This is a genomic window from Streptomyces sp. NPDC003042 (assembly GCF_053591315.1).
The window spans coordinates 102,511-128,335 of the sequence record NZ_JBSFTP010000005.1; the positions used below are offsets into that span (position 1 = coordinate 102,511).

The following is a 25,825-nucleotide window of genomic DNA, read 5'->3' on the forward strand; positions in this document are numbered from 1 at the left end:
GCTCCCGCCCGGCGCAGCCGATCCCCGTCCTTCGCCCCACCCAACCCCGGGACCCACCCATGACTGACAAGACCACGAGCGGCGACGTCCGCCTCGCCGGGATCAGCAAGCACTACGGCTCCTTCACCGCGGTGCACCCGCTGGACCTCACCATCCCCCAGGGCTCCTTCTTCGCCCTGCTCGGCGCCTCGGGCTGCGGCAAGACCACCACCCTGCGCGTGATCGCCGGTCTGGAGGAGCCCTCCACCGGCACGGTCAGCCTCGGCGACCGCGAGGTCACCCACCTGCCGCCGTACAAACGCCCGGTCAACACCGTCTTCCAGAGCTACGCGCTGTTCCCGCACCTGAACGTCTACGAGAACATCGCCTTCGGACTGCGCCGCCGTGGCATCAAGTCCGTCAAGAAGCAGGTCGACGACATGCTGGAGCTGGTCCAGCTCGGCCAGTTCGCCCAGCGCAAGCCCCACCAGCTCTCCGGTGGCCAGCAGCAGCGCGTCGCCGTCGGCCGCGCCCTGATCAACCACCCCCAGGTGCTGCTGCTCGACGAACCGCTCGGCGCCCTCGACCTCAAGCTGCGCCGCCAGATGCAGCTGGAACTCAAGCGGATCCAGACCGAGGTCGGCATCACCTTCGTGCACGTCACGCACGACCAGGAGGAGGCCATGACGATGGCCGACACGGTCGCCGTCATGAACGGAGGCCGCGTCGAGCAAATGGGCGCCCCCGCCGAGCTGTACGAGAACCCCGCCACCACCTTCGTCGCCAACTTCCTCGGAACCTCGAACCTGATCGAGGCCGAGGTGCTGGAGGCCGGCGGCGCCGACGTCACCGTCAGCTCGGCGGGCACCACGCTGCGGCTGCCCACCGCCCGCTGCGCGACCACGCCCCGTACGGGGGAGAAGCTGCTGGTCGGAGTGCGCCCGGAGAAGATATCCCTGGTCCACGCCGACGACGAGCCCACCGTCGCGACCGGCCGGAACAGGATCGCGGGCAAGATAGCGGACTCCTCCTTCATCGGTGTCTCCACCCAGTACGTCATCGACAGCCCCGTCTGCCCCGGGCTGGAGGTCTACGCCCAGAACATCGAGCGGGACGCCCGCCTGCTCCCGGGCGCCGAGGTGATCCTGCACTGGAACCCCGAGCACACCTTCGGCCTCGACGCCGCGCAGGCCATCGACGCGGGCGCCCTGACGGTCGAGGAGAGCGCGTGACCGCCACCGCCGCGCCGCCCCAGGCGCCCGCCTCCGCCGACCCCCCGGTGCACAAGCCGTCGGCACGCAAGCGACTGGTCCCGTACTGGCTGCTGCTCCCCGGCATCCTGTGGTTGCTCGTCTTCTTCGTGCTGCCGATGGTCTACCAGGCCTCCACCTCGGTGCAGACCGGCTCGCTCGAAGAGGGCTACGAGGTCACCTGGCACTTCCGGACGTACTGGGACGCCCTGGCCGAGTACTACCCGCAGTTCCTGCGGTCCCTGCTCTACGCCGGCACCGCGACCGCCCTGTGCCTGCTGCTGGGGTACCCGCTGGCCTATCTGATCGCCTTCAAGGCGGGACGCTGGCGGGGCCTTCTGCTGGTGCTGGTCATCGCCCCGTTCTTCACCAGCTTCCTGATCCGCACGCTGGCCTGGAAGACGATCCTGGCCGACGGCGGCCCGGTGGTGGCGGCCCTCGACACGGTCGGCTTCCTGGACGTCACCAGCTGGCTCGGCATGACCCAGGGAGACCGGGTGCTGGCCACGCCGCTGGCGGTGGTCTGCGGTCTGACGTACAACTTCCTCCCCTTCATGATCCTGCCGCTCTACACCTCGCTGGAGCGCATCGACCCCCGCCTCCACGAGGCGGCCGGCGACCTGTACGCCCGCCCCGCCACGGTGTTCCGCAAGGTGACCTTCCCGCTCTCCATGCCGGGCGTGGTCTCAGGGACCCTGCTCACCTTCATCCCGGCGAGCGGCGACTACGTCAACGCCGAACTGCTCGGCTCCACCGACACCCGGATGATCGGCAACGTCATCCAGTCGCAGTACCTGCGGATCCTCGACTACCCGACGGCGGCCGCGCTGTCCTTCATCCTCATGGCCATCGTGCTGATCACGGTGACCATCTACATCCGCCGAGCGGGGACGGAGGACCTGGTCCGATGAACAAGCCCCTTGGCTGGCTGCGCCGCCACCTCGTCGTCATCGCGGGTCTGGGCACGCTCGCCTACATGATCCTGCCGAACGTCGTGGTGACGGTCTTCTCCTTCAACAACCCCGCCGGCAAGTTCAACTACGCCTGGCAGGAGTTCTCCCTCGACGCCTGGAAGGACCCCTGCGGGGTCGCCGACCTGTGCGGCTCCCTCGCCCTGTCCCTCCAGATCGCCCTGTGGGCCACTCTCGGCGCGACCGTCCTCGGCGCCGCCATCGCCTTCGCGCTCGTCCGCTACCGCTTCCGGGCGCGCGGCGCGATCAACTCGCTGATCTTCCTGCCGATGGCCATGCCCGAGATCGTGATGGCCGCCTCGCTGCTCGCCCTGTTCCTCAACATGGGCATCCAGCTCGGCTTCTGGACGATCCTGATCGCCCACGTCATGTTCTGCCTCAGCTTCGTCGTCGCCGCCGTCAAGGCGCGCGTCCTGTCGATGGACCCGAAGCTGGAGGAGGCCGCCCGCGACCTCTACGCCGGCCCGGTGCAGACCTTCGTACGGGTCACCCTGCCCATCGCGGCGCCCGGCATCGCGGCGGGCGCGCTGCTCTCCTTCGCGCTCTCCTTCGACGACTTCATCATCACCAACTTCAACTCGGGCAACACCGTCACCTTCCCCATGTTCGTGTGGGGATCGGCCCAGCGCGGTACGCCTGTGCAGATCAACGTCATCGGTACGGCGATGTTCGTCATCGCGGTGCTGGTGGTGCTGGCCGGCCAGTGGGCCGGCAACCGCCGCAGGAAAGCACGACCCCAGCAGTAGACACCAGAGAACGAGAAGCTCTGTAGGGAGTTGGAAGCCATGGCCCCAGTCGCCATGCGAAGCGTCGCTCAATCCCTTTCCGAAGCACTGCCGGTCTCGTACTGGCTCGACGACCCGGGCAGACCGGCCGCGCGGCCCGCGCTCACCTCGGACGAGAGCTGCGATCTGCTGGTCGTCGGAGGCGGCTACAGCGGCCTGTGGACCGCACTGATCGCCAAGGAGCGCGATCCCGCGCGGGACGTCGTACTGATCGAGGGGCACGAGGTGGGCTGGGCCGCCTCGGGCCGCAACGGCGGATTCTGTGCCGCCTCCCTCACCCACGGCCTCGCCAACGGACTGGCCCGCTGGCCCGGCGAGCTGGCGCGGCTGGAGGAACTCGGCGCCCGCAACCTCGACGCCATCGAGGCCGCCGTCGCCCGCTACGGCATCGACTGCGACTTCGAGCGCAGCGGCGAGATCGACGTCGCCACCGAACCCCACCAGGTCGCGGAGCTGAAGGAACTCCACGAGGAGGCGACGAGGCTCGGACTCGCGGACCACACCGAATGGCTGGACCGCGACGCGCTGCGCGCCGAGATCGACTCGCCCACCTTCCTCGGCGGACTGTGGGACCACCAGGGCGTGGCCATGCTCAACCCGGCCCGCCTGGCCTGGGGCCTCAAGCAGGCCTGCCTCGGCCTCGGCGTGCGGATCTACGAGCACACGCGCGGCCTGGACCTGGCCGCCTCCGGGGCCGGGATGGCCGTACGCACCCCGTACGGGCGGGTCTTCGCGCGGCGCGTGGCGCTGGGCACCAACATCTTCCCGTCCCTGGTCAGGCGGATCCGACCGCTCACGGTCCCGGTGTACGACTACGCGCTGATGACCGAGCCGCTCAGCGAGGCGCAGCTGGCCGCGATCGGCTGGAAGAACCGCCAGGGCCTCGGGGACAGCGCCAACCAGTTCCACTACTTCCGGATCACCCCGGACCACCGGATCCTGTGGGGCGGCTACGACGCCGTCTACCCCTACGGCGGCAAGCTCGACACCGGCCACGACCACCGCCCCGAGACCTACCTCAAGCTGGCCGAGCACTTCTTCGCCTGCTTCCCGCAGCTGGCGGGGCTGCGCTTCAGCCACGCGTGGGGCGGGGCGATCGACACCTGCTCGCGCTTCTCGGCCTTCTTCGGCACGGCCCACTCCGGGAAGGTCGCGTACGCCGCCGGCTTCACCGGGCTCGGGGTGGGCGCCACCCGCTTCGGCGCGGACGTGATGCTGGACCTGCTGTCGGGGGAGCGGACCGAGCGCACGCGGCTGGAGATGGTCCGCTCCAAGCCGATGCCCTTCCCGCCCGAGCCGCTCGCCTGGACCGGGATCACGCTCACCAAGTGGTCGCTGGCCCGCGCGGACAGCCAGCGCGGGCACCGGAACCTGTGGCTGAAGGCGCTGGACCGCGTGGGCCTCGGCTTCGACAGCTGACCACCGTGCGACGGGGCGATGAGGTGATCGGGTGGTCGCTTGATCGTCCTACGCGCCGGGCGCACACCCGTATGCGCGCTGCGACCCGCTTCACCACCACGGGGTGACGCAACCCGCGTCATAGCCGAGCCCGGCCCCGCTCTCTCCCGGTGAGAACCCTTCACCGCACGAGACGAACGGAGGCCGGGCGATGACCCTCCCGGGGGCCAGGACGGCAGTGGAATGGCTGGTATCGGTGGCGCTGGATCCGGAGGCCTGCCGGTGGGAATGGGAGCGCAACCCCCTGGGGGTCACCCTCCTGCCCGCCGGCCGCCGGTGGGACGTGCTGATCCTGCCGGGCGAACTGGGGCAGGCCACCTTGGACGTACTGCGTCTGCTCCTCGACCGGCCCGGCCCGGTGCTCGCCGACTTCGGCGACTCCCGGGTCGGGTTCTTCGTTCCCCCGGGCACGGCGAACCGGTGGATCGGTACGGGCGTACGGGGGGCCGGGCGCGGGAGCTGGGTCGTCGTCCCGTACCCCGGCCGGGCGACGGGCGGTGTGCGCTGGCTGGTGCTGCCGGACGGCGGGGGCACGCTGACCGACCCGGCGGTGCTGGAGCTCGCGATGCACGAAGTGGCGGCGCGCGTGGCCGTGCGGGAGGACCCGAGGCCATGACAGGACAACTGGCCGGGACCACCTTGGGCGCCGCGCCCTGTCAGCCGGGACCGCTTCGGCGGCTTGGAGTTCAGCCGCACTTTCGACGCCTACTTCGGCGGTTGACCCACCACGCCACCGCCCAGTGCACGCCCAGCAGCAGGGGGACGCCCAGGAGGAGGCTGGCCAGGACGTCCAGGGGCCAGTGGAAGCCGCGCAGGACCAGGCCCGTCGCGGTGAGGGCGGTCAGCGCGACGGCGAGCGGCAGGGGCCAGCGGCGGCGGGTGTACGGGGTGACGAGCAGGGCGGCGCCCACGTACGCGGTCAGGGCGGTGGCCGTGTGGCCCGAGGGGTAGTAGCCGGCCGCCCAGGGCTCCAGGGGGCCCGGGCGGGCGGTCCACTCCTTGAGCGGAATGATCAGCGCGGGCACCAGGGCCATCGCGAGGCCCGCCGCGAGGGCGGCGAGGCGCCGGCCGCGCCGGGCGGCGTACGCCATGGCCAGGGCGAGGACGGGGACGGCGACCGGGATGTTGCCGAGGTCCGAGAGCCGCTCGGTGACGGCGTCGGGGACGGTACGGACCAGCGCGCGGCTGAGCGCGTGATCCGGGGTCAGCAATGGCCCCGACACCAGGACTTGCCAGGTGATCAGGGCGAAGAGGACGACGCAGGCCGGGAGGAGGGCCCGCGGGAGGAGGGTGGCCGGCCGTCCCGGAACAGGGGGGATGGTTCCGGGACGGCCGCCCGGATCGGGTTGCCGTACGCCCCGGGGGGTTTGGGGCGAACGGCCGTCCGATCGGCGAGGAGTGTGCGCGAACGCATGCCCAGTACGGCGCTGGGGAAGCCCGGTACTGGTGTCGCTCCCGGTTGCCCGGGACCGGTCTGTCTCACTCATCTGCAGAAACCGTACGCCAGCGAAAGGGGGACCGACAGCGCGAAGGCACTCCCGCCATCGGCCCCGCACACCTTCTTCACAGTGCCCGACCGTTACCGCCGGTAGGGGCCGGCCGGTGCGTTCGGGTGTTCCAGGTGTTCGCTCAGATGCCCGCGAAAGCGGCCTCGATGATGTCCAGGCCCTCGTTCAGCAGGTCCTCGCCGATGACGATCGGCGGGAGGAAGCGGAGCACGTTGCCGTAGGTGCCGCAGGTGAGGACGAGCAGGCCCTCGGCGTGGCAGGCCTTGGCGAGCGCGCCGGCCGCCTCCGGGAACGGGGTCTTGGACGTGGGGTCCTTGACGAGCTCGATCGCGATCATCGCGCCGCGGCCGCGGATGTCGCCGATGATGTCGTACTTCTCCTGCATGGTCTTCAGGCGGGCCTTCATGACCGACTCGATCTTCTTCGCCGCGGCGTTGAGGTCGAGCTCCTTCATGGTCTCGATGGAGCCGAGCGCACCCGCGCAGGCCACCGGGTTGCCGCCGTAGGTGCCACCGAGGCCACCCGCGTGGGCGGAGTCCATGATCTCGGCGCGGCCCGTCACGGCGGCGAGCGGCAGACCGCCCGCGATGCCCTTGGCGGTGGTGATCAGGTCGGGGACGATGCCCTCGTCCTCACACGCGAACCACTGGCCGGTGCGGCAGAAGCCGGACTGGATCTCGTCGGCGACGAAGACGATGCCGTTGTCGTTGGCGAACTTCACGATCGCCGGGAGGAAGCCCTTGGCCGGCTCGATGAAGCCGCCCTCGCCGAGGACCGGCTCGATGATGATCGCGGCGACGTTGTCGGCGCCGATCTGCTTGCTGATCTGGTCGATCGCCTGGGCGGCGGCCTCGGGGCCGCAGTTCTCGGGGCCGGTGAGCCAGCGGTAGCCGTAGGCGACCGGGACGCGGTAGACCTCGGGGGCGAACGGACCGAAGCCCTGCTTGTACGGCATGTTCTTCGAGGTCAGCGCCATCGTGAGGTTCGTACGGCCGTGGTAGCCGTGGTCGAAGACGACGACGGCCTGGCGCTTGGTGTACGCACGGGCGATCTTGACGGCGTTCTCGACGGCCTCGGCACCGGAGTTGAACAGGGCCGACTTCTTCGCGTGGTCACCCGGGGTCAGCTCGGCGAGGGCCTCGCAGACCTCCACGTAGCCCTCGTAGGGGGTGACCATGAAACAGGTGTGCGTGAAGTTCGCGAGCTGCGCGGAGGCGCGGCGGACGACGGCCTCGGCGGAGGCGCCGACGGAGGTCACCGCGATGCCGGAGCCGAAGTCGATCAGGCGGTTGCCATCGACGTCCTCGATGATGCCGCCGCCCGCACGGGCCGTGAAGACGGGCAGCACGGAGCCCACGCCGCCGGCGACCGTCTCGAGGCGGCGGGCCTGCAGCTCCTGCGACTTGGGGCCGGGGATCGCGGTGACGATGCGGCGCTCCTGCGGGACAGCGGTCATAGGGGGCTCCTGGGGGTGTTTTCGGACGCACTTGTGTCTTTGTCCGCAGGCTAGGCCCGGCGAAGGGGGTAAGGCATGCTCCGTTCGGGAGTGGTGCCCGCGTGTCCTTGTCCGTGACGGCCATAGGGAGGAACCGGCCCCTGTCTTGTGGATCATGGCGGGGTACGGGCCCAAGGCCCGGGCAGGGCACTAGATTGAGCGCCGCAGGGCAGCCGCACGGGCAGGGGGCAGGGGTTCATGGACACCGAGGGCGCACGCGACGGACGGACCACCCGCGCGGACCACGTCCCCCACCCATCGGCCCCGCCACGCCCCGCCGCGCCCCCGCCGAGGCCCGCCCACGCGCCCGCCGTCGCCTCGCCGCTCGCGGACTGGATCCGTACCCCCCGCCCGCTCGCGGACCCGGGCGTCTGGCGGCTCGGCTACGAGCCGCGCCGGGTGGACGACGCGGAGTCCGCCACCGACCGGTCGCTGGCCACCGGCGTGGTCATCTCGTTCCTGGCGTGCGTACTGGTCTGGTCGTTGCTGGCCAACCGCTACATCCCCTACTCCGACCTGCCGCTCAAGCTCTTCACCCCCCGCGACTGGTGGCAGCTGGGAGGCGAGCCCACCGATCACCGGGGCCTGGCCGCCCAGCAGGTCTACGAACTGCTGCTCACCGGCGGGCTCGTCGTGTGGTTCAGCCGGCTCGGCTCCTGGAGCCCGGCCTTCGAGCGGCTCGTCGCGGCCCGTGGCCCCCGGCCCCGCGCCGCGGGCGCGGCAGCCGGGGCGCTGTTCGTGATGACGCTCATCTGGACGGACACCGTGCCCGTCGACGCCCTGGCCATCGGCCACCTCCCGCTCAGGGACATCCCGCCGACGCAGGGCCTCCTGCTCGTCCTGCTGCTCTACGTCGCCGTCTACGGCTCCGTCATCGTGTACTTCGCCCGCCTCGGCGGATGGCGCCGGGCGGGCCGCGCGCCCTCCACGGCCCCCGCCTCCGCGCCGGTGGCCGCACCCGGCTCCTCCGAGGACCCCCTCGCATGGGCCGAGCTGCGGGCCGCCGGGCTCGGGGAGGTGGCCGACCGGCTGGCCGCCGAGGTCGCCGCCGGGCGGATGAACGACGTCGACTACGCCCGCATCCGCCGCGCCTGGCAGTCCGTACGGGCCGACCCCACGCGGCTGCGGGCCTTCGCCGACGCCGTACGCGGCCACGGCGCCGCCGCCTGCGTCCACCCGTCCGGGGACCGGGACCTGCCGGTACGGGCCGCCCGGCACGACCTGCTGGCCCGGCAGGTGCTCCTCGGCACCGTCGAGGACGCCGAACGCAACCCCTACGCCCGCCGCGGGACCGCACTCGCCCTCGACCCCGCCGTGCTCGGCACCTCCCTGCTCGCCGTCGGCCCCTCCGGAACCGGCAAGACCCGCCGCCTCGTACGACCCGTCGTCGAGGCCCTCGCGCTGCAGGCGCTGGCAGGCCAGGCCGCCGTCATCGCCGTCGGCCCGGCCGGGGCCCAGCTCGGCCCGGACGAGGCCTACGACATCGTCGTCCGGATCGGGGACCCGGACTCCGTCCACGACCTCGACCTCTACGGCGGCGCCACCGACGCCGACGAGGCCGCCACCCTCCTCGCCGAGGCCTTCGTCGGAGACGTCCCCGGCATGGACGTACGCCGGGCCGCGACCGCCCTCGCCCAGCTGCTCGGCCCGTTCCGCGCGGCGTACGGACGCTTCCCCGCCGTGCCCGAACTGCGCGAGCTGCTCGACGGGCTGCCGACCGCCCTCACCACGCTGCGCCAGGCCCTGGAGGGCGCCGGAAACCAGCCGATGCTCCGCGAACTCGACGCCCGCACCCGCCAGCACGGTGCCCACGGCGACCCGGGGACCGCCCTCGCCGACCGGCTGGCCCTCCTCGACCGGCCCGCCTTCGCCGGCTTCTTCGGGGTGGGGGGCGTCGGCGGCGGGGCCTCCGGCGCCGCCGGCCAGGGGCGGCCCTTCTCGCTGCGCGCCCTGGAGCACCCGGTCCGGGTCCGCGTCGACCTCCCCGAGCGCGGCCACGCCGACGCCTCCCGCATCCTGGCCCGGCTGCTCCTCGCGCAGTTCACGGCCTCGGCGGCGGCCCGCGCCGACCGTTCGCTCTTCGCCTTCCTCGCCCTCGACGACGCCTCGCACACCCTGACCCCCGAAACCGTGCGCGGGGTGCAGCGGCTGCGCTCGGCCAACGCGGGGGTCCTGCTGACGCTGCGCACGCTGGACGACGTACCGGAGGCGCTGCGCACGCCGCTGCTCGGCGCTGTCGGCTGCCGGATGGCCTTCTCCGGCGTCACCACCTGGGACGGCAAGCGCTTCGCCGAGGCGTGGGGCACCGAATGGGTCGAGACCCGGGACGTCACCCACCGGACCGTCTTCGCCGACCAGCCGCTGACCCGGGCCCTCCACGCCTTCCGCAAGCTGGTCACCGGCAAGGCCGTGACCACGGACGCGGTCACCGTGCGCCAGGTGGAGCGCGAACGCTGGTCGCCCTCCGAGCTGGCGCATGCCGTACCGCCCGGCTGCGCGGTGCTGTCGCTGACCTCGGTCCAGGGGGAACGCGCCGCTCCGCTCCTGCTGCGGCTGGCCGGAACCGGCTGAGGTGACCCGTACGGGATGGCAGAATCGAGAGGGGTCGTTCATACGACACGGCGAGAACCCGCACAGTCCTCCTCCTCTTCCTCCCGCGTAAGGCCCCTGGTATCCGATGCCGCTCACCCTTGCCTCCCTCGTCCAGCACTCGGCGCTCAAGCTCAGCGTCAGGGCGGGGGAGAGCCGTCTCGACACCCCCGTGCGCTGGGCCCACGTCAGCGAGCTCGCCGACCCCGTCCCGTACATGGAGGGCGGCGAGCTGCTGCTGGTCACCGCGATGAAGCTGGACGCGGAGGACCGCGACGAGATGCGCCGCTACGTACGCCGCCTCGCGGCCGCCGGCGTCGTCGGGATCGGGTTCGCCGTCGGGGTCAACTACGACGAGATCCCCGAGGCGCTGGTCGAGGCCGCCCGGGAAGAGGACCTACCGCTGCTGGAGGTCCCGCGGCGCACCCCGTTCCTCGCCATCAGCAAGGCCGTCTCGGCGGCGCTCGCGGCCGACCAGTACCGGGCCGTGACCGCCGGTTTCGAGGCCCAGCGGGAACTGACCCGGGCCGCCCTGTCCGCCGACGGCCCCGCCGACCTGCTGGCGAAGCTGGCGGCGCACGTGCACGGCTGGGCCGCGCTGTACGACACCTCCGGCGCGGTCGTCGCCGCGGCCCCCGACTGGGCCGCGCGCCGGGCGGCCCGGCTCACCCCCGACGTGGAGCGGCTGCGGGAGCGGCCCGCGCCCGCGAGCGCGGTGGTGGGCGGCTCGGAGGACCGTGTCGAACTCCAGTCGCTCGGCACCGGGCGGCGGGCGCGGGGCGCGCTGGCCGTGGGGACGGGGGCACCGCTGGGCACCGCCGAGCGGTACGCCGTGCACTCCGCGGTCGCCCTGCTGACGCTGACCACCGAGCGGTCGCGGTCGCTGCACGACGCGGAGTCCCGGCTGGGCGCGGCCGTGCTGCGGATGCTGCTGGAGGGGCAGGCGGAGCACGCGCGGGCCGTGGCCGGTGACCTCTACGGGGCCCTGCTGGAGGCGCCGTTCCGCATCATCGTCGCGGAGCCGGCGCTGCCGGGCACGGCCCAGCCCGAGGGGCTGGCGGTGCTCGCCGACACGGTGGAGTCCGCGGCCGCCCGTACGGGCGAGGCGCTGCTGGTGGTCCCCGAGCCGGACCGGCTCGTCGTCCTGGCCGCCGACGGGGGCTCGGCCGTACAGGCGTGCGCCGGCCACGCGGAGCTTCTGGAGTCCCGGCGCGGCCGAGAGGCGACCGGGCCGGAGCCGGACGAACTGGTGGTGGGACTGTCGGCGCCGGCCGTCCCGGCGGGCGTGGCGGCCGCCTTCAAGCAGGCCGACCAGGCCCTTGCCGTGGCCCGGAGGCGGGGACGGCCCATGGTCGAGCACGAGGACCTCGCGGCGGGCTCGGTGCTGCCGCTGCTCGCGGACGACGCCGTACGCGCCTTCGCGGACGGCACGCTGAAGGCCCTGCGGGAGCACGACGCGACGGGCCGCGGCGACCTCGTGGCCTCCCTCCAGGCCTGGCTCTCCCGCCACGGCCAGTGGGACGCGGCGGCGGCCGACCTCGGCGTGCACCGGCACACGCTCCGCTACCGGATGAAGCGCGTCGAGGAGATCCTCGGCCGCTCCCTGGACGACCCGGACGTCCGCATGGAACTCTGGCTGGCCCTCAAGGCCACCTCGATGCCGTAGCGGTGTCAGTCCGCGCCGGGCGCGGCTCCGCCGCGTGGCCGTGCGCGCCCGCACCCGCGCCTCTAACCCTCCGGACTCCGTCCGGGGACACCCCCGGGCGGGGCCGGACGGGCGGCGGGAAGCTGGGATCGCGCGGCGCGCGGTGGAGCCCGCCGGGCGGTGCTCGCGAGGCGCAGCTCAGTCAAATCCAGCCGCGCCGGCGTTCGAGGCGCGGGGGCCGGGGCGGCGGCCCCAGCAGGGCGGCCCGCACGTCACCTGACAAACCGGCGAAGCGCGACTCGCTGTCGCTCCACACCGGACAAGCGCCTAATCGCGCGAGCGGTTCTACGGTTGGGGGGACAACGACCCACCGCACACATCCGAAGGGCCGGGATTCGCATGACTTCCACCCACGCCTTCTGGCTCGCCGGCCGCCAGGCCACCGGCGAGGACAGCTTCGACGTCCACTCCCCGTGGGACGGCCGCCTCGTCGGGACCGTCAGCGTGCCGACCGACGCGCAGGTCGAAGAGGCCGTGGCCGCGGCGTACGCCGTGACGGCGGAATTCTCTGCGACGCCCGCCCACGTTCGGGCCGCCGCCCTGGACCACGTGTCCAAGCGGCTCACCGAGCGCACGGAGGAGATCGCCCAGCTGATCTCCGCCGAGAACGGCAAGCCGATCAAGTGGGCCCGCGGTGAGGTCGGCCGTGCGGTGTCCGTGTTCCGTTTCGCCGCCGAAGAGGCCCGCCGCTTCAACGGCGGAGAGGCCCAGCGCCTCGACACCGACGCCGGTGGCGTCGGCCGTCTCGCCCTGGTCCGCCGCTTCGTCAAGGGTCCGGTCCTCGGCATCGCGCCGTTCAACTTCCCGCTGAACCTGTGCGCCCACAAGGTGGCCCCCGCCATCGCCGTCGGCGCGCCGATCATCCTGAAGCCCGCCCCGGCGACCCCGCTCTCCGGACTGATCCTGGGCGAGCTGCTCGCCGAGACGGACCTGCCGGCCGGTTCCTGGTCGGTCCTGCCGGTCGCGAACGAGAAGATGCCCGCCCTGGTCAAGGACGAGCGGCTGCCGGTCATCTCCTTCACCGGCTCCGACAAGGTCGGCTACGCCATCCAGCAGTCGGTGCCCCACAAGCACTGCACCCTGGAGCTCGGCGGCAACGCCGCGGCCGTCGTCCTCGCCGACTGGTCCTCCGAGGCCGACCTCGACTGGGCCGCGACCCGTATCGCGACCTTCTCGAACTACCAGGCCGGCCAGTCCTGCATCTCCGTGCAGCGCGTGATCGCCGACGCCACCGTCTACGACCGCCTCGTCGAGAAGGTCGTCGCCAAGGTCCAGGCGCAGGTCACCGGTGACCCGTCCGACTCCGCCACCGACGTCGGCCCCCTCGTCTCCGAGGACGCCGCCAAGCGGGTCGAGTCCTGGGTCGACGAGGCCGTCGCCGCCGGAGCCAAGCTGCTCACCGGTGGCAAGCGCGAGGGTGCCTCGTACGCGCCCACCGTCGTCGCCGAGCTGCCCGCCGACACCACCCTCGCCCGCGAGGAGGTCTTCGGTCCGGTGCTGACGCTGACGAAGGTCGACGGCACCGACGAGGCCTTCGCCGCGGTGAACGACTCGAAGTTCGGTCTCCAGACCGGTGTCTTCACCCGCGACATCCAGACGGCGTTCCGCGCCCACCGCGAGCTCGAGGTCGGCGGCGTGATCGTCGGCGACGCGCCCTCGTACCGGGCCGACCAGATGCCGTACGGCGGTGTCAAGCAGTCCGGCGTGGGCCGCGAGGGCGTCCGCTACGCGATGGACGACTACACGTACGAGCGCGTCCTGGTCCTGACCGGCCTCGACATCTGACCTCGTACGGTCACAGACCGACGGCCGGAGCCTACTGTGCGGGGGCTCCGGCCGTCCCCCTTTTCCAAGCTCTGACCTGCGAGAAGCGTCGGATCTTGGCTGAACTTGTGAACACGTGGGAACACCGGCCCAGTGGTCTTGGCCAAGGTGATCGTGCTTCCGCGCGCGGTCGCTACGCCCCACGCGCGCGGGAAGCCGCATCCTGCAACGCGTGGCGAAGTCTGTGTGTGCCCACCGCTGCCAAGGCCCACAGGGCGCTGATGGATTGCGCATGCGAGCACACCCCCCGGAGGGGCGGTGTCGGTGTCAGGAGCTGATGAGCCTGCTGTCGAAACCGGAGGCGGCCCGGGGTGCATCGCACCCCGGGCCGCCCGTCGGTCGGCTGGCTCAGCTCTGCTGCTCCAGGAAGTGGGCCCGCTCGCGGGTCCAGTTTCCGGTCGGTGCGTACCAGCTGCCTACGGGGGCATTGAGCTTGCCGTCCGTCTTCGCGGTCCAGGTGAACATCTTCACGCTGCCGTCGTCGTAGCCGTAGAAGCCGCCCAGGTCGTCGCGTCCGTCGCCGTTGTAGTCGCCCGTGACGAGCTTGATGTTCTCCCGCCACATGTTGCCGGCCGGCGTGGTCCATGCCTCGTATGTCGAGGTGAAGGTGCCGTTGGCGTTGCTCGGGAAGGCGATCACGGCGTCGTGGCCATCCACGTAGTCGTACCAGGCGGCCACGTCGTCGCGACCGTCGCCGTTGAAGTCACCCGCGTGGATGGACGTACGCGCCCAGTCGCCCCACGTTTCGGACCGCCACGAGCCGGCCGCGGTGAACTTGCCGTCGGCGGTGGCGCTGAACGTCCAGAACTTCTCGCTGCCGTCGAGGTACGTGTAGAAGGAGGCGAGATCATCGCGTCCGTCGCCGTTGAAGTCACCGGTGACCGTCTTGGCGCGGGACTGGTCCCAGCTGTCGGCGGACGTCCAATAGCTCACCGGGTTGTTGAAGGCGCCCTTGACGGTGCTGGTGAAGGTCCAGATGGTGTCATGCTTGTCGGCGTAGTCGTACCAGACGGCCACGTCGTCGCGGCCGTCGCCGTTGAAGTCGCCGCTGTACGGGGTCATCCGGCTGAAGGTCCAGTGGCCCGGGGCGACGTTCCAGGACTTGACGGGCGCGTTGAAGGTTCCGTCGCCCTTGCCCGTCCAGGTGAACAGGGCGACCGCGCCGGTGGAGTAGCCGTACACGGCGGCGACATCGCCGACGCCGTCGCCGTTGTAGTCACCGGTGACGCGCTTCATGTGCGAGGCCCAGTAGTTCTCCGGCGCAATCGTCCACCCCGTCTTCGGCGGCTGGAAGGTGCCGTCGGAGTTGGTGGTGAAGGTGTGCAGGGAGTCGTGCCCGTCGGCGTAGTCGTACCAGTCGGCCATGTCGCTGCGGCCGTCGGCGTTGTAGTCGTGGCGCAGCGAGCTGCCGCTGCTCCACAGTGACTGGCTCTTGGCGTTGAACACCACCAGGTCGCCGCGGTCCTGGAGCATCGCGTAGCCCTCGGGAGCGTTTGTCTTCGACTCCCAGGCCACGGTCGTGCCGTCGGCCTTGTAGACCACCAGGTTGCCGTCGCTGCGCATGACGGCCTTGGCGCCCACGTTGCCCGCGGTCTTGGACGACCAGAGGGCCTTGCCGCCGGTGGAGGTGATGACGAGGTTGCCGTCGTCCTGCATCGTGAGCTTGGCCGAGCGGGACGTCAGGGACTGTCCGGCGGTCAGCGTGGTGCCGCTCGGGATCCGTGAGCCGCCGGTGATGCCGTCGATGACGAAGGCGGCGCCGAAGGACTTGTTGTCGGTACCCGGGATCTTGCCGTGCCAGCCGACCATCGTGTTGTCGGTCTTACGGGCCCACAGGTCCGCGAGACCGTCGCCGGTGACGTCCCCGACCGAGCCGATGGCCGGGTAGGCGGATGCCTGGTAGCCGACCGCGATCTTCACGCGGGCCGCGGTGTTGCCCCAGGTCGTCGGGTCGAGGTAGCCGTTGGAGCCCTTCTTGCCGTACGAGCGCCAGATGTCGCCCGTGGTGTCGTCACGCAGCCACAGGTCGGCGATCTTGTCGTTGTTGAGGTCGCCGGGGGCGATGACGGTGAACTTGTTCCAGTCGCCGCCGCCCACGAGCACCGGTTCGCGGACGTCGAGGGAGTAGGCGGCGCGGTTGCCGTAGTACGCCCACAGGAACTGGCCCTGCTTGACCAGCAGATCGGGCGCGGAGTCGCCGTTGAGGTCGCCGGCCGTGATGATCTGCTGGGCGTCGTGCCAGTGGTCGTCGCCGGTCCACCTCTCGTCGCCGATGCAGCCGAGCTCCTCGTTCACGACCGGGCAGGAGACGGTCAGTTCGGTGTATTGGTCACCGATGACGCCGCTGCCGTTGTTGGGGTAGGCGTACAGCCGCTTCTTCTGCTCGACGGAGTCGTACTCCAGGGCCACCAGGTCGTTGTAGCCGTCCTGGCCCCAGTCGCCGCGCGAGTCGACGTCGGCGCCCGAGAAGAACTTGCCGCCGTTGGTGGCCGTGGCGAAGTCGCCGTTGCCCTGGCCGGCGTAGGTGAGCAGCGTGCCGTTGGAGTCGACGCTCCAGATGTCGCTGTTGGTGTCGCCGTTCAGGTCGGTCGGCCCGTCGCGCAGTGCGGAACGGCCGGCGTAGTACAGGTAGGTGGCGGTGTCGGAGCGGTTGCCGACCTTGTCGACGCTGTACGCGTAGACGAAGTGCGGGCCGTAGCCGGGCGGGCGCACGGAGGCCGGGACGCCGGGCTCGGCGTCGTTGGTGTCCGGGTCGTAGTCGGTCCACCAGACGTAGTGGTCGATGTCCGTCACGCCGTTGGGCGCGAAGGTGAACTTGCTCCAGTCGCGGGCCTTGCCGGTCACCGCCGGCCAGCCGTTGTCACCGTTGGGGAACTGGTTGTTCACGGAGGCGATGACCGGCGGCCTGCTCGGGCGGGTGCGGTCGATCGTGAACTTGCAGGTGGCCGACCAGGGGGAGTACGCGCTGTCCTGGTCCTTCGCCCGTGTCTTCCACGTCCAGCTGCCGGTCGGCAGATCCAGGTCCGGCACCACCCATGTGGTGATCTTGCCCTTGCCGGCGGGCAGCGACATGGTCTTGTGCGGCGTGGTGGTGCCGGACTTGAAGAGCTGGAACTCGGCGGTGAGGTTGCCGGCGTCCTTGTCGTCGAACTTCGCGTACAGGCTGACGCGGGTGTTGCCGATCAGACCGCCTGCCGCACACGGTGTCCGCGGGTTCGTGCCGAGGCCCGTGGGGGTCTTGGGCGGGTTGTTGTACGTCGTCTCGAGGATCGCCGACTTGGCGTCGAACTTCTTCCAGGCGAACGTGTCGCTCTCGTCCGTGGCGTAGAGGCCGAGGGTGAGGTTCGCCCACCCCTTGGAGGCGGCCTCACGCATCTTGGCGGTGGTGTCGAACTCCAGGTTGCCGGCGGCGCAGTCCTTGCTCCAGCCCTTGGCGTCGTTCACCGTGGCGAGCTTGGCACCGATCTTGCCGGGCTGCTTGTTCCAGGTGGTCTTCTTCGAGATGCCGGTGGTGTGCCACAGCTCCACGGGACGGTTCTGACAGGACCAGGACCAGGTGTTGCGGATGCGGAACACCGAACTCTTGACCTGGGCGTGCCGCGTGTCGCTGGTGTCGAGCTGGACGAAGGAGCGGGAGATCCGGTTGGAGCCGCCCGTCTCGGCCTCGTAGCCGACCCGGATGGGGTCCTTGGTGTTCCAGAAGGACATGGTCGGGTACTGCTTGTAGACCCGGGTCCAGTTCTGCTTCTCGCCCCAGGCCCAGGACGGGTCGATGAAGACCGGGTACCGCGTGTCCGCTCCGGTCAGCAGGGCCTGGTCCGGCTTGATCTCCAGGATGTCGCCGATGACCGTGGTCGGCATCAGCGCGTCCTGCGCGCCGGGGGCCGGGTCGAAGGCGTCGGCGGGCGCCGGGGTCTCTTCGGTGGACGCGGCCGCCGTGCCCGTCGTCCCGGCCGTCGTCGTGGCGCTGAACGAGGAGCCGGCCGGGGGAGCCGTACCGCCGGAGGTGGCCGTGGTGGAGTCCCACATCAGCGGCGAGGGGCTGGTGAAGACGGTCTGCCCCGCCGGGTTCACGGCGGAGACGCTCCCGGTTTCGGGGTCTGTGGAGACGTCCAGACCGACCGTATCCAACTTGTACTTGAGGGAGGCCAGTTCGGGGTTCTTGGCGGCCTCGGCGGTCTTGACCACCAGCAGCTGGGAGAAGCCCTCGATCTCGGCCTTGAGCTGGAGGTCGACGCCCGGCAGGACCTCGGCGTACGTCGCCACGTTCTCGGCGAGCGTCGGCGCGGGCAGCGCCTTCGGCCAAGTCAGCGAGAGCGTACGGCCGTCCTTGACGCCGGTGAGCAGCGGCCCGGTGCCCCCGCCGGAGAAGCCCACGTCGACGGTGGACGCCTTGGGCACGACCGATCCGGTGGCCGAGAACGCGAGGGTGGCGTCGGTGGGCACCCAGGCACCGTCACGCAGCAGCCGTACCGGCGTGCCGTACCGCTTGACGGACCAGGTGCCGTCCGGGAGCGCCCAGGTGTCGGTGGACTCGGTCCGGGCCGAGGTCAGCTCAAAGGGCTGACCGGTGGCCTTGGCCTGTTCGAGCGCGAAGTCCTCCTCGCTCTTGGAGCCCTCGGCGACCGGGTCGGAGGTGGCGGCAAGCGGGGCGGCGGTGGCGTTGGCAGGCAATACCAACAAGCCGGAGGCGGTCATTCCAATTATTAGGGAAAGGGAGAGCCCGCGGGAAAATGCGCGCTTCCTCCGTCTGCTCTCCAGTGGTTTCTTCAGCGTCACGAAAACCCCTCATGTAGTCGATTTTCGGCGCGACTCTATGCTCACAACCACCATGCTGTACAGGCCTGTTGGGTGACGTATCCGGCACCCCATCAGGCACTTGCTCAGATCTTACTCAAATTCCTCACGGCAATGGCGGGCGCTGCTAGCCTGCGGCGGTATTTCTGCGTTTCGCATTGTCCAAACCCATCAGAGGGGTAGGGTGTGAGAGTTATCGGAGTACGCGGACTCGCGGTCGCCTTGGCTGCCGCGGTCACGGCGGGGGTGCTGCCGGCCGTTGCGCTGGCGGCAGTTCCGGAAGGAAGAAGTCCACTCCCTGGGCTGAAGCAGCCGAAGGCTGTTCCGGTGGAAGAGGTGCGAGTGGGCGGTACCAAAAAGACCGATATGGCCTCGGCGCATTCCTGGCGTGGCGCGCCGAAGGTGGTCTGGCCCCAGGCGGGTAGCGCGGAGGTCGAACTGCCGGTCGGTGCCCGCGGACAGAGCGTGTCAGGCGCCCGCGGAGCGGCCGCCGCACCCGAGCCCAGAAGAGCGGGGAAGCTGCCCGTCTCCGTCGCCCCGGTCGCGGGCGAGGACGGTGCTCCGGCGAAGGTCAAGGTGTCGGTGGCCGGGCATGACGCCGCGCGCAAGGCGGGCGTCGACGGCGTTCTGCTGTCGGTCGGACGTACCGACGGCTCCGCCGAGGCCGGTCCGGCCAGTGTCCGGGTGGACTACGCGTCGTTCCGCGGGGCGTACGGCGGCGACTGGGCCTCGCGCCTGCGGCTGGTGGAGCTGCCGGCCTGTGCCCTGACCTCGCCGGAGAAGCCGCAGTGCCGGGTGCACAAGCCCCTGGACACCAAGAACGACACCACGGCCGGGACCCTGTCGGCGCCCGTGAGCGTGGCCGCCACGACGGTACTGGCCGCCGCGGCGGGCTCCGAGGGCCCCTCCGGCGACTACAAGGCCACGAACCTCCAGTCGGCGGGCTCGTGGAGCGCCGGCGAATCGACGGGCGCCTTCGCCTGGTCCCACCCGATCGAGGTGCCGGCGGTCCCCGGCGGCATCCAGCCGAAGGTCTCGCTCGACTATTCGTCGCAGTCCGTCGACGGCCGCACGGCCGCGTCGAACAACCAGCCTTCCTGGATCGGCGACGGCTGGTCCTGGGAGCCGGGCTTTATCGAGCGCCGCTACAAGTCGTGCAACGACGACAAGGACGGTGCCACGAACACCGGCCGCGTCGGTGACATGTGCTGGTACAACGACAACGCCACCATGTCACTCGGCGGCAAGAGCACCGAGCTCGTCTACGAGCAGGGCAAGGGCTGGCACCCCGCGAGCGACTCCGGCGCCAAGGTCGAGAAGCTGACCGGTGCCGTCAACGGCGACAAGGGCACCACGGGTGTCGACGGCCAGGGTGAACACTGGAAGATCACCACGACCGACGGCACGCAGTACTTCTTCGGCCTGAACCGGCTTCCGGGCTGGCGCGACAACGGCACCGCCGCCGACGACCCGGTGACGAACTCGGCCTGGACGATGCCCGTGTTCGGCAACCAGACGGGCGAGCCCTGCCACAACGCCTCCTTCGCATCCGGCTGGTGCCAGCAGGCCTGGCGCTGGCAGCTCGACTACGTCGTCGACCCGCACGGCAACGCCATGGCGTACTACTGGAAGACGGAGTCCAACAACTACGGCCGCAACGTCTCCGACGTCACGGGCGACTCGACCGCCACCCCCTACATCCGGGGCGGCTACCTGGACCACATCGACTACGGCCTGCGCGGCGACTCGGTCTACACGGCCAAGGCCATGGGCCAGGTCGCGTTCGCCGTGGGTGAGCGCTGCCTGACCACCTGCGGCACCTTCGACGAGACCAACGCCGCGAACTGGCCCGACGTCCCGTACGACTCGTACTGCAAGGACGGCGCGGAGTGCAAGGACAACTACTCGCCCACCTTCTGGTCGCGTAAGCGGCTGACCGGCATCACCACGAAGGTCCTCACCGCGGGCGCGTACAAGGACGTCGACTCCTGGTCCCTGAACCAGGACTTCCCGGCCTCCGGCGACGGCATCTCCACCCCCATGTGGCTGAAGTCCGTCACCCGCACGGGCAAGGCCGGCGGCTCGGTCACGCTTCCCCCCGTGACCTTCGCGGGAGAGCAGCGGCCCAACCGCGTCGACAAGACCGGCGACGGCCTGGCCCCCTTCATCCGGCTGCGCCTGTACCAGATCACCACCGAGTCCGGGGGCACCATCGGTGTCACCTATTCCCGGCCGGACTGCACCGTCTCCACCCTGCCGACCGCCGACGGGACGAACACGACCCGCTGTTACCCGGTGAAGTGGGCCTACGAGGGCTACGACGCGAAGCTCGACTGGTTCAACTCGTACGTCGCGACGACGGTGACCGAGGGCGACAACCTCGTCGAATCCCCGGACAGGGTCACCTCCTACTCGTATCTGGACGGCGCCGGCTGGGCGAAGAGCACCGACGAGTTCACCAAGACCGAGGACCTCACGTACTCGGTGTCGCGCGGCTACGAGCGCGTCCAGACCCGCACCGGCGCCGCCTCCGACCCCAGGACCCTCTCCGAGAGCCGCTACTTCCGCGGCTTCGACGGAAGGGCCGTCAAGGACTCGGCCGGCGCCTCCGCCGTGGACCGCCCCGAGTTCGCGGGCATGCTCCGCGAGAAGGCGACGTACAACGGCGACGACACGGCCAAGCCGGTCTCCGCGACCTCGTACACCCCGTGGCGCTCTGCGCCGGTCGCCACCCGCAACCGCACCGGTGTGCCGGATCTGGTGTCGTACAAGACCGGGACGGAGAAGGAGTCCACCCGCACCACGGTCTCCGGCGGCACCCGGACCACCGAAGTGAGCCGCGAGTTCGACGCGTACGGCATGGTCACCGACGAGTCCTCGACCGGTGACACGGCCAGGACCGGTGACGAGAAGTGCACCACCACGAGCTACGCCCGCAACACCACCGCCGGGATCCTCGACAAGGTGAGCCGGGTCGAGACGGTGGCCGTCGCCTGCGGCTCCGCGGTCGCGCGTCCCGCTGACGTCATCGACGACGTCCGCACGTACTACGACGACGGCGCCTTCGGCGCGGCACCGGTCAAGGGCAATGTCACCAAGACCGACCGCATCAACGGCGCGGGCACCGGCTACGACGTCGTCTCGGCCACCGCGGCCGCCGACTTCGACATCTACGGCCGCGGCCTGTCGGCCTCCGACGCGTACGGAAAGGTGACCACCACCGGGTACACCCCCGCCACGGGCGAGGTTCCGGTCAGCGTGCTCGTCACCAACCCGCGCGGCCATGCGGCGACCACCACCATGGACCCGCTGCGCGGCCTTCCCACGAAGCTGACCGACGCCAACGGCAAGGTGACGACGACCGGGTACGACCCGCTGGGCCGCACCACCAAGGTGTGGCTGCCGACCCGTTCGGCGGTGACCTACCCGGACTCGCCCAACCACGTGTTCGAGTACCTGGTCCGCAACGACGGACCGGTGGTCATCACGACCAAGACGCTGGGCCACGACTCCAAGTACCTCGTCAACCACACCTTCTCCGACGGTCTGCTGCGGACCCGGCAGACGCAGCAGCAGTCCCCGGACGGCACCGGACGTCTGGTCACCGAGACGTTCTACGACACCCGCGGCCAGGCTTGGCGGTCCTCGGGAACCTTCTTCGCCACCGGCGCGGCGGAGCCCGTCCTCGTCACCGGGCAGGAGCTGAACTACCCCGCCTCGACCGACACCGAGTTCGACGGCGCGGGCCGCACCACGGCGGTGGTCTCGAAGCGGTTCGGCGACGAGACCAAGCGCACCACCACCAGCTACACCGGGGACCGCACCACGGTGGTACCCCCGCAGGGCGGCACCCCCACCACCGTCGTGGTCGACGCCCTCGGCCGCACCGTCGAGCGCAAGCAGTACACGGATCCCGCCCTCATGGCGTCCCAGTCGACGCTCTACCGGTTCGACAAGCGGGGCCGGCTGGACCAGATCACCGACCCCTCCGGCGCCAAGTGGACGTACACGTACGACGTCCGGGGCCGGCAGGTCCAGGCCGACGACCCGGACAAGGGAATCACGAAGACCGTCTTCGACAAGGGGGACCGGGTCACCGACGTGACCGGAGCCCGTCAGATCACCCTTCACACCGACTACGACGAGCTCGGCCGCAAGACCGCGGTCAAGAAGGGCACCACGACCCTGACGTCGTGGGAGTACGACACCGTGGCCAAGGGCCGGCTGTCGAAGTCGACCCGGTGGGTCAACGGCAAGGCGTACGAGTCGGCGGTCACCTCGTACAACAGTTCCTACAAGCCCGTCGTCACACAGCTCACCATCCCGGACAGCGAAGGAGCGCTGGCCGGCATATACAAGTGGACGACGTCGTACAACCTCAACACCGGCCACGTGATGTGGACCCAGCACCCGGCGATGGGCGGGCTCCCCAGCGAGAAGGTCGCCAACACCTACAGCCCCGTCGTCGGCCTGCTGAACACCGTCGGCGCGGGAACGGACCAGCTGATCTCCGGGATCACCTACGACCACTACGGCCGTAACGTCCGCCAGGAGTACGGCAGCTTCGCCCAGCACCTGTGGACGACGAACGAGTACGACGAACACACGGGCGCGGTGAAGCGCGCGTACACCGACCGGGAGGTCGCCCCGCAGCGGATCGAGGACACCCGCTACGGCTACGACGCGTCGGGCCAGATCACCTCCATCGCCACCGCCTACGGCCAGGACGCGGGCCGCACCACCGACACCCAGTGCTTCGCCATGGACACCCTGGGCCGGATCAAAGAGGCCTGGACCAACACCGGTGAGCAGTGCGCGGCCTCGCCTTCGGCCGCGGTCGTCGGCGGGCAGGACGCGTACTGGACGTCGTACGCGTACGACATGCTCGGCAACCGTACGACGGAGACCCAGCACAAGACGGCCTCCGGCCCCGCCGCCGACACCCTGCGCGCTTACCAGGCGCCGGCCGCCGGCACGCACAAGCTCCCGAAGGTCACGCAGACCGGCACCGACGCGCACGAGGAGGTCTTCACGTACGACGCGGCCGGCAACACCGAGACCCGCAAGTTCGGGGCCGCGGCCGCACAGACCCTGACCTGGAGCGACGAGGGCCACCTGGCCGCCGTCACCGAGGGCACGAAGGAGATCGGCAGCTACCTGTACGACACGGAGGGGCAGCGGCTGGTCCGCCGGGACGCGGGCGGCTCCACCCTCTACCTCCCGGGTGGCAATGAACTCCACCTGAGCAAGGCGGGGGTCGTCACCGGTACCCGCTACTACGCGGCCGGCGACAAGAGCGTCGCGATGCGGACCGGCGGCAAGCTGGTCTTCCTCCTGGCCGACCACCACGGAACGGGCACCACGCAGATCAGCGCCGACGCGGCCCAGACCGTCACCCGCCGCAAGACGAAGATCTTCGGTGGGGCGCGCGGCGTACAGCCGTCCGCCTGGTCCGGCGACAGGGGCTTCGTCGGTGGTACGAACGACAGTGCCACGGGCCTCGTGCACCTCGGTGCCCGTGAGTACGACGCGGCCCTCGGGCGGTTCATCTCGGTGGACCCGTTGTTCGTCATGGACGACCCGAGGCAGTTCAACGCCTACACGTACAGCAACAACAACCCGGTCACGCTGGCGGACGCGGCGGGCACGGAGATCGGTTCGCCCCCCAACTCCTGCCTTTACGACCTCAAGTACTGCTCCAAGGAGGAAAAGAAGGAGGTCGGCTACGACGACAAGACGGGCAAGGTGACGCCGAGCGGCGGCGGGAACAACGGTGGCGGCGGGGGCTCCAGCACCCGCCACTACTGCGACGGATGCCAGCAGCTGCTGCCGATGGTGGCCAAACTCCCCAAGGGGGTCATCGTCCCCAACGGAGGCAATGACGTCGTCTCGTCGTACACCTGGATGACGGCAAGCCAGTCCTGGACCGACTACAGCACGGGCGCCAACGTCCGCACCATGGCGATGGACCAGACGCTCACCTTCACGTACACGTACGCCGCCGCGTACGCGGTGATGGAGCAGTTCGCCGACAAATGGGGCTGGGCCGTGTCGGTGAAGGCCGGTGGCAAGGCCGGCATTCCCCTTCTCGCCCAGGGAACGGTCGAAGCCTCGGTCGGATTCAGCGGCGAGTACCAGTGGACCGACTCGAAGACCAGGACCAGCACCGCCACCGCCGCGGAGGCGTCGTCCTTCCAGGTGAAAGCGGGCCAGAAGGTCGGCTACGTACCGTCCGGCAAGCTGACTCAGTACTCCACCCAGTACACACACAAGGACGGCCGGACCAGTACCAAGTCCTGGGGAACGTTCGACATCTACCTGTGGCAGCCAAACGTGTTCTCGTCCGACCCTCCGAACATGGTCAAGATGGACATGGTCATGTGCGACAAGACAGGGGGATGTGGATGACCACGCACGCGGGAAGGGCGGCACGGCTGCTGCTGATCCCTGCCACGGCCCTGCTGCTCCTGGGCTGTGGCGCGCAACATCAGGCGACTCCGCAGGGGAAGCCGAGTACTCCCGGCGGGGTCCCCGTCAAGTCCGCGGAAGAAGTCGACCTGGCCCGGCTGAATTCGACTCTCGTCGATCAGGCCGAGGGTTCGGACTCGACGCCCACCGCGGCGGGCCTCACGGTCGCGCGGCAGGTCGGGCGGAGCGTCTCCTTCTTCTGGGAGACGACCAAGGGCAAGGTCTGCTTCGCGCAGACCGCCGTCTCAGGAGGCACGCACGAAACCGCCTGCGGAGATCCGAAGACGGCGGTGCCCGTCGCGGGCTCGAAACTGGCGGCCATGTACGGCCCCGGCATGGGCTTCTCCGAGTCGTACGTCGTCTTCGCCGCCGACCCGGGCGACCAGGTGACCTCGGTGACGTACAAGGGAAATGAACTGTCCTGGAAGTTCATCCGACGCCTGAGCCCGCAGACGACGGGCCGGGACGTCTACTACGTCACCCTCCCGGACCGCCGGGACGACTGGCTCCAGGTGACGCTGCGCTCTGAGGCGGACGAGAAGTCCGACCGCCTCTGGGTGGGCCACACGGAGCCTCCCAAGTAGCGGCACGGTGCGGGGAACGGCGGGGCGCTCACAGCGCCTCGCCGTTCCCCGCACGGCGCGCCGGCCTCGACCGCGCCGGGCCCGGTCGCCCTGCGTGCGTTACTTGGTGGCGAGCTCGGCGCGAATCAGGCTGCACACGCTCCTCGCCGACGCCCTGATCGGCCGGGGCCTCGTGGAGGGCGAGGCGCCGTCGGCCGAGGCCGTAGCGTGCTGCCGCGACCAGGCCGGGATGGTGCCGACCATCGGCTCCTTCAACCTGGTCGGCGCCGACGGCGAGTGGATCTGGAACGAAGGCAATCCGGCGGACATCCCTGTCGTGGACGGCGTCCGGCTCGTGGTCCTCGACCCGCCCCGTACCGGAGGAACTGGCCCGCCGGCCGCTTCTTCCCCGGGATGACCGGCGAGCTCGTGT

At 70.6% G+C, this 25,825-nt stretch carries 14 protein-coding genes; 11 read left to right on the plus strand and 3 right to left on the minus strand.

Going from position 1 to position 25,825, the window contains the following annotated elements:
- The first annotated feature begins 59 nt into the window (after positions 1–59).
- The 5 genes from ACWDYJ_RS04635 (at position 60) to ACWDYJ_RS04655 (ending at position 5,059) form a co-directional block, all read left to right on the plus strand.
- On the plus strand, positions 60–1,211 hold the full coding sequence (locus tag ACWDYJ_RS04635; protein WP_451563984.1) for an ABC transporter ATP-binding protein: 1,152 nt from the start codon (positions 60–62) through the stop codon (positions 1,209–1,211).
- Positions 1,208–2,140 carry an ABC transporter permease gene (locus tag ACWDYJ_RS04640; protein ID WP_451563985.1) on the plus strand — a complete coding sequence of 311 codons (933 nt, stop codon included), beginning with the start codon at positions 1,208–1,210 and terminating at the stop codon, positions 2,138–2,140. Before ACWDYJ_RS04635 ends, ACWDYJ_RS04640 begins: the two co-directional genes overlap by 4 nt.
- Entirely contained in the window at positions 2,137–2,946 is an 810-nt protein-coding gene (locus ACWDYJ_RS04645) for an ABC transporter permease (RefSeq protein WP_451563986.1), read from the plus strand. The genes ACWDYJ_RS04640 and ACWDYJ_RS04645 overlap by 4 nt, the downstream gene beginning before the upstream one ends.
- A 39-nt stretch (positions 2,947–2,985) precedes the next feature.
- On the plus strand, positions 2,986–4,404 hold the full coding sequence (locus tag ACWDYJ_RS04650; RefSeq protein WP_451563987.1) for an NAD(P)/FAD-dependent oxidoreductase: 1,419 nt from the start codon (positions 2,986–2,988) through the stop codon (positions 4,402–4,404).
- 190 nt (positions 4,405–4,594) lie between these two features.
- On the plus strand, positions 4,595–5,059 hold the full coding sequence (locus tag ACWDYJ_RS04655) for a hypothetical protein (protein ID WP_451563988.1): 465 nt from the start codon (positions 4,595–4,597) through the stop codon (positions 5,057–5,059).
- Between the two features lie 70 nt (positions 5,060–5,129).
- On the opposite strand, the gene ACWDYJ_RS04660 is transcribed toward ACWDYJ_RS04655, so the two are convergent.
- Together ACWDYJ_RS04660 and gabT are read right to left on the minus strand one after the other, a co-directional pair.
- Positions 5,130–5,930 carry a phosphatase PAP2 family protein gene (locus ACWDYJ_RS04660; RefSeq protein ID WP_451563989.1) on the minus strand — a complete coding sequence of 267 codons (801 nt, stop codon included), beginning with the start codon at positions 5,928–5,930 and terminating at the stop codon, positions 5,130–5,132.
- A gap of 142 nt (positions 5,931–6,072) precedes the next feature.
- On the minus strand, positions 6,073–7,407 hold the full coding sequence (gabT, locus tag ACWDYJ_RS04665) for a 4-aminobutyrate--2-oxoglutarate transaminase (RefSeq protein ID WP_451563990.1): 1,335 nt from the start codon (positions 7,405–7,407) through the stop codon (positions 6,073–6,075).
- 237 nt (positions 7,408–7,644) lie between these two features.
- Between gabT and ACWDYJ_RS04670 the strand changes: the two genes are divergently transcribed.
- The 3 genes from ACWDYJ_RS04670 (at position 7,645) to ACWDYJ_RS04680 (ending at position 13,525) form a co-directional block, all read left to right on the plus strand.
- Entirely contained in the window at positions 7,645–10,017 is a 2,373-nt protein-coding gene (locus tag ACWDYJ_RS04670; protein ID WP_451563991.1) for an ATP/GTP-binding protein, read from the plus strand.
- Between the two features lie 106 nt (positions 10,018–10,123).
- Positions 10,124–11,701, plus strand: a complete 1,578-nt coding sequence (locus tag ACWDYJ_RS04675) for a PucR family transcriptional regulator (protein ID WP_451563992.1) — start codon at positions 10,124–10,126, stop codon at positions 11,699–11,701.
- Positions 11,702–12,079: 378 nt separating this feature from the next.
- Positions 12,080–13,525, plus strand: coding sequence for an aldehyde dehydrogenase family protein (locus tag ACWDYJ_RS04680; protein WP_451563993.1), 1,446 nt, complete (start codon positions 12,080–12,082; stop codon positions 13,523–13,525).
- Positions 13,526–13,912: 387 nt separating this feature from the next.
- Here the strand turns inward: ACWDYJ_RS04680 and ACWDYJ_RS04685 are convergent, their stop codons facing one another.
- Entirely contained in the window at positions 13,913–18,262 is a 4,350-nt protein-coding gene (locus tag ACWDYJ_RS04685) for an FG-GAP-like repeat-containing protein (protein ID WP_451563994.1), read from the minus strand.
- 564 nt (positions 18,263–18,826) lie between these two features.
- Between ACWDYJ_RS04685 and ACWDYJ_RS04690 the strand changes: the two genes are divergently transcribed.
- From ACWDYJ_RS04690 to ACWDYJ_RS04700, 3 genes are all read left to right on the plus strand, one after another.
- A complete protein-coding gene (locus ACWDYJ_RS04690; protein ID WP_451563995.1) occupies positions 18,827–24,769 on the plus strand; it encodes an RHS repeat-associated core domain-containing protein in 5,943 nt (1,980 codons plus the stop codon).
- A complete protein-coding gene (locus tag ACWDYJ_RS04695; RefSeq protein WP_451563996.1) occupies positions 24,766–25,413 on the plus strand; it encodes a hypothetical protein in 648 nt (215 codons plus the stop codon). The genes ACWDYJ_RS04690 and ACWDYJ_RS04695 overlap by 4 nt, the downstream gene beginning before the upstream one ends.
- A gap of 106 nt (positions 25,414–25,519) precedes the next feature.
- Positions 25,520–25,810: a hypothetical protein gene (locus ACWDYJ_RS04700; RefSeq protein WP_451563997.1), complete on the plus strand. Its 291-nt coding sequence runs from the start codon at positions 25,520–25,522 to the stop codon at positions 25,808–25,810.
- The last annotated feature ends 15 nt before the right edge of the window (positions 25,811–25,825 follow it).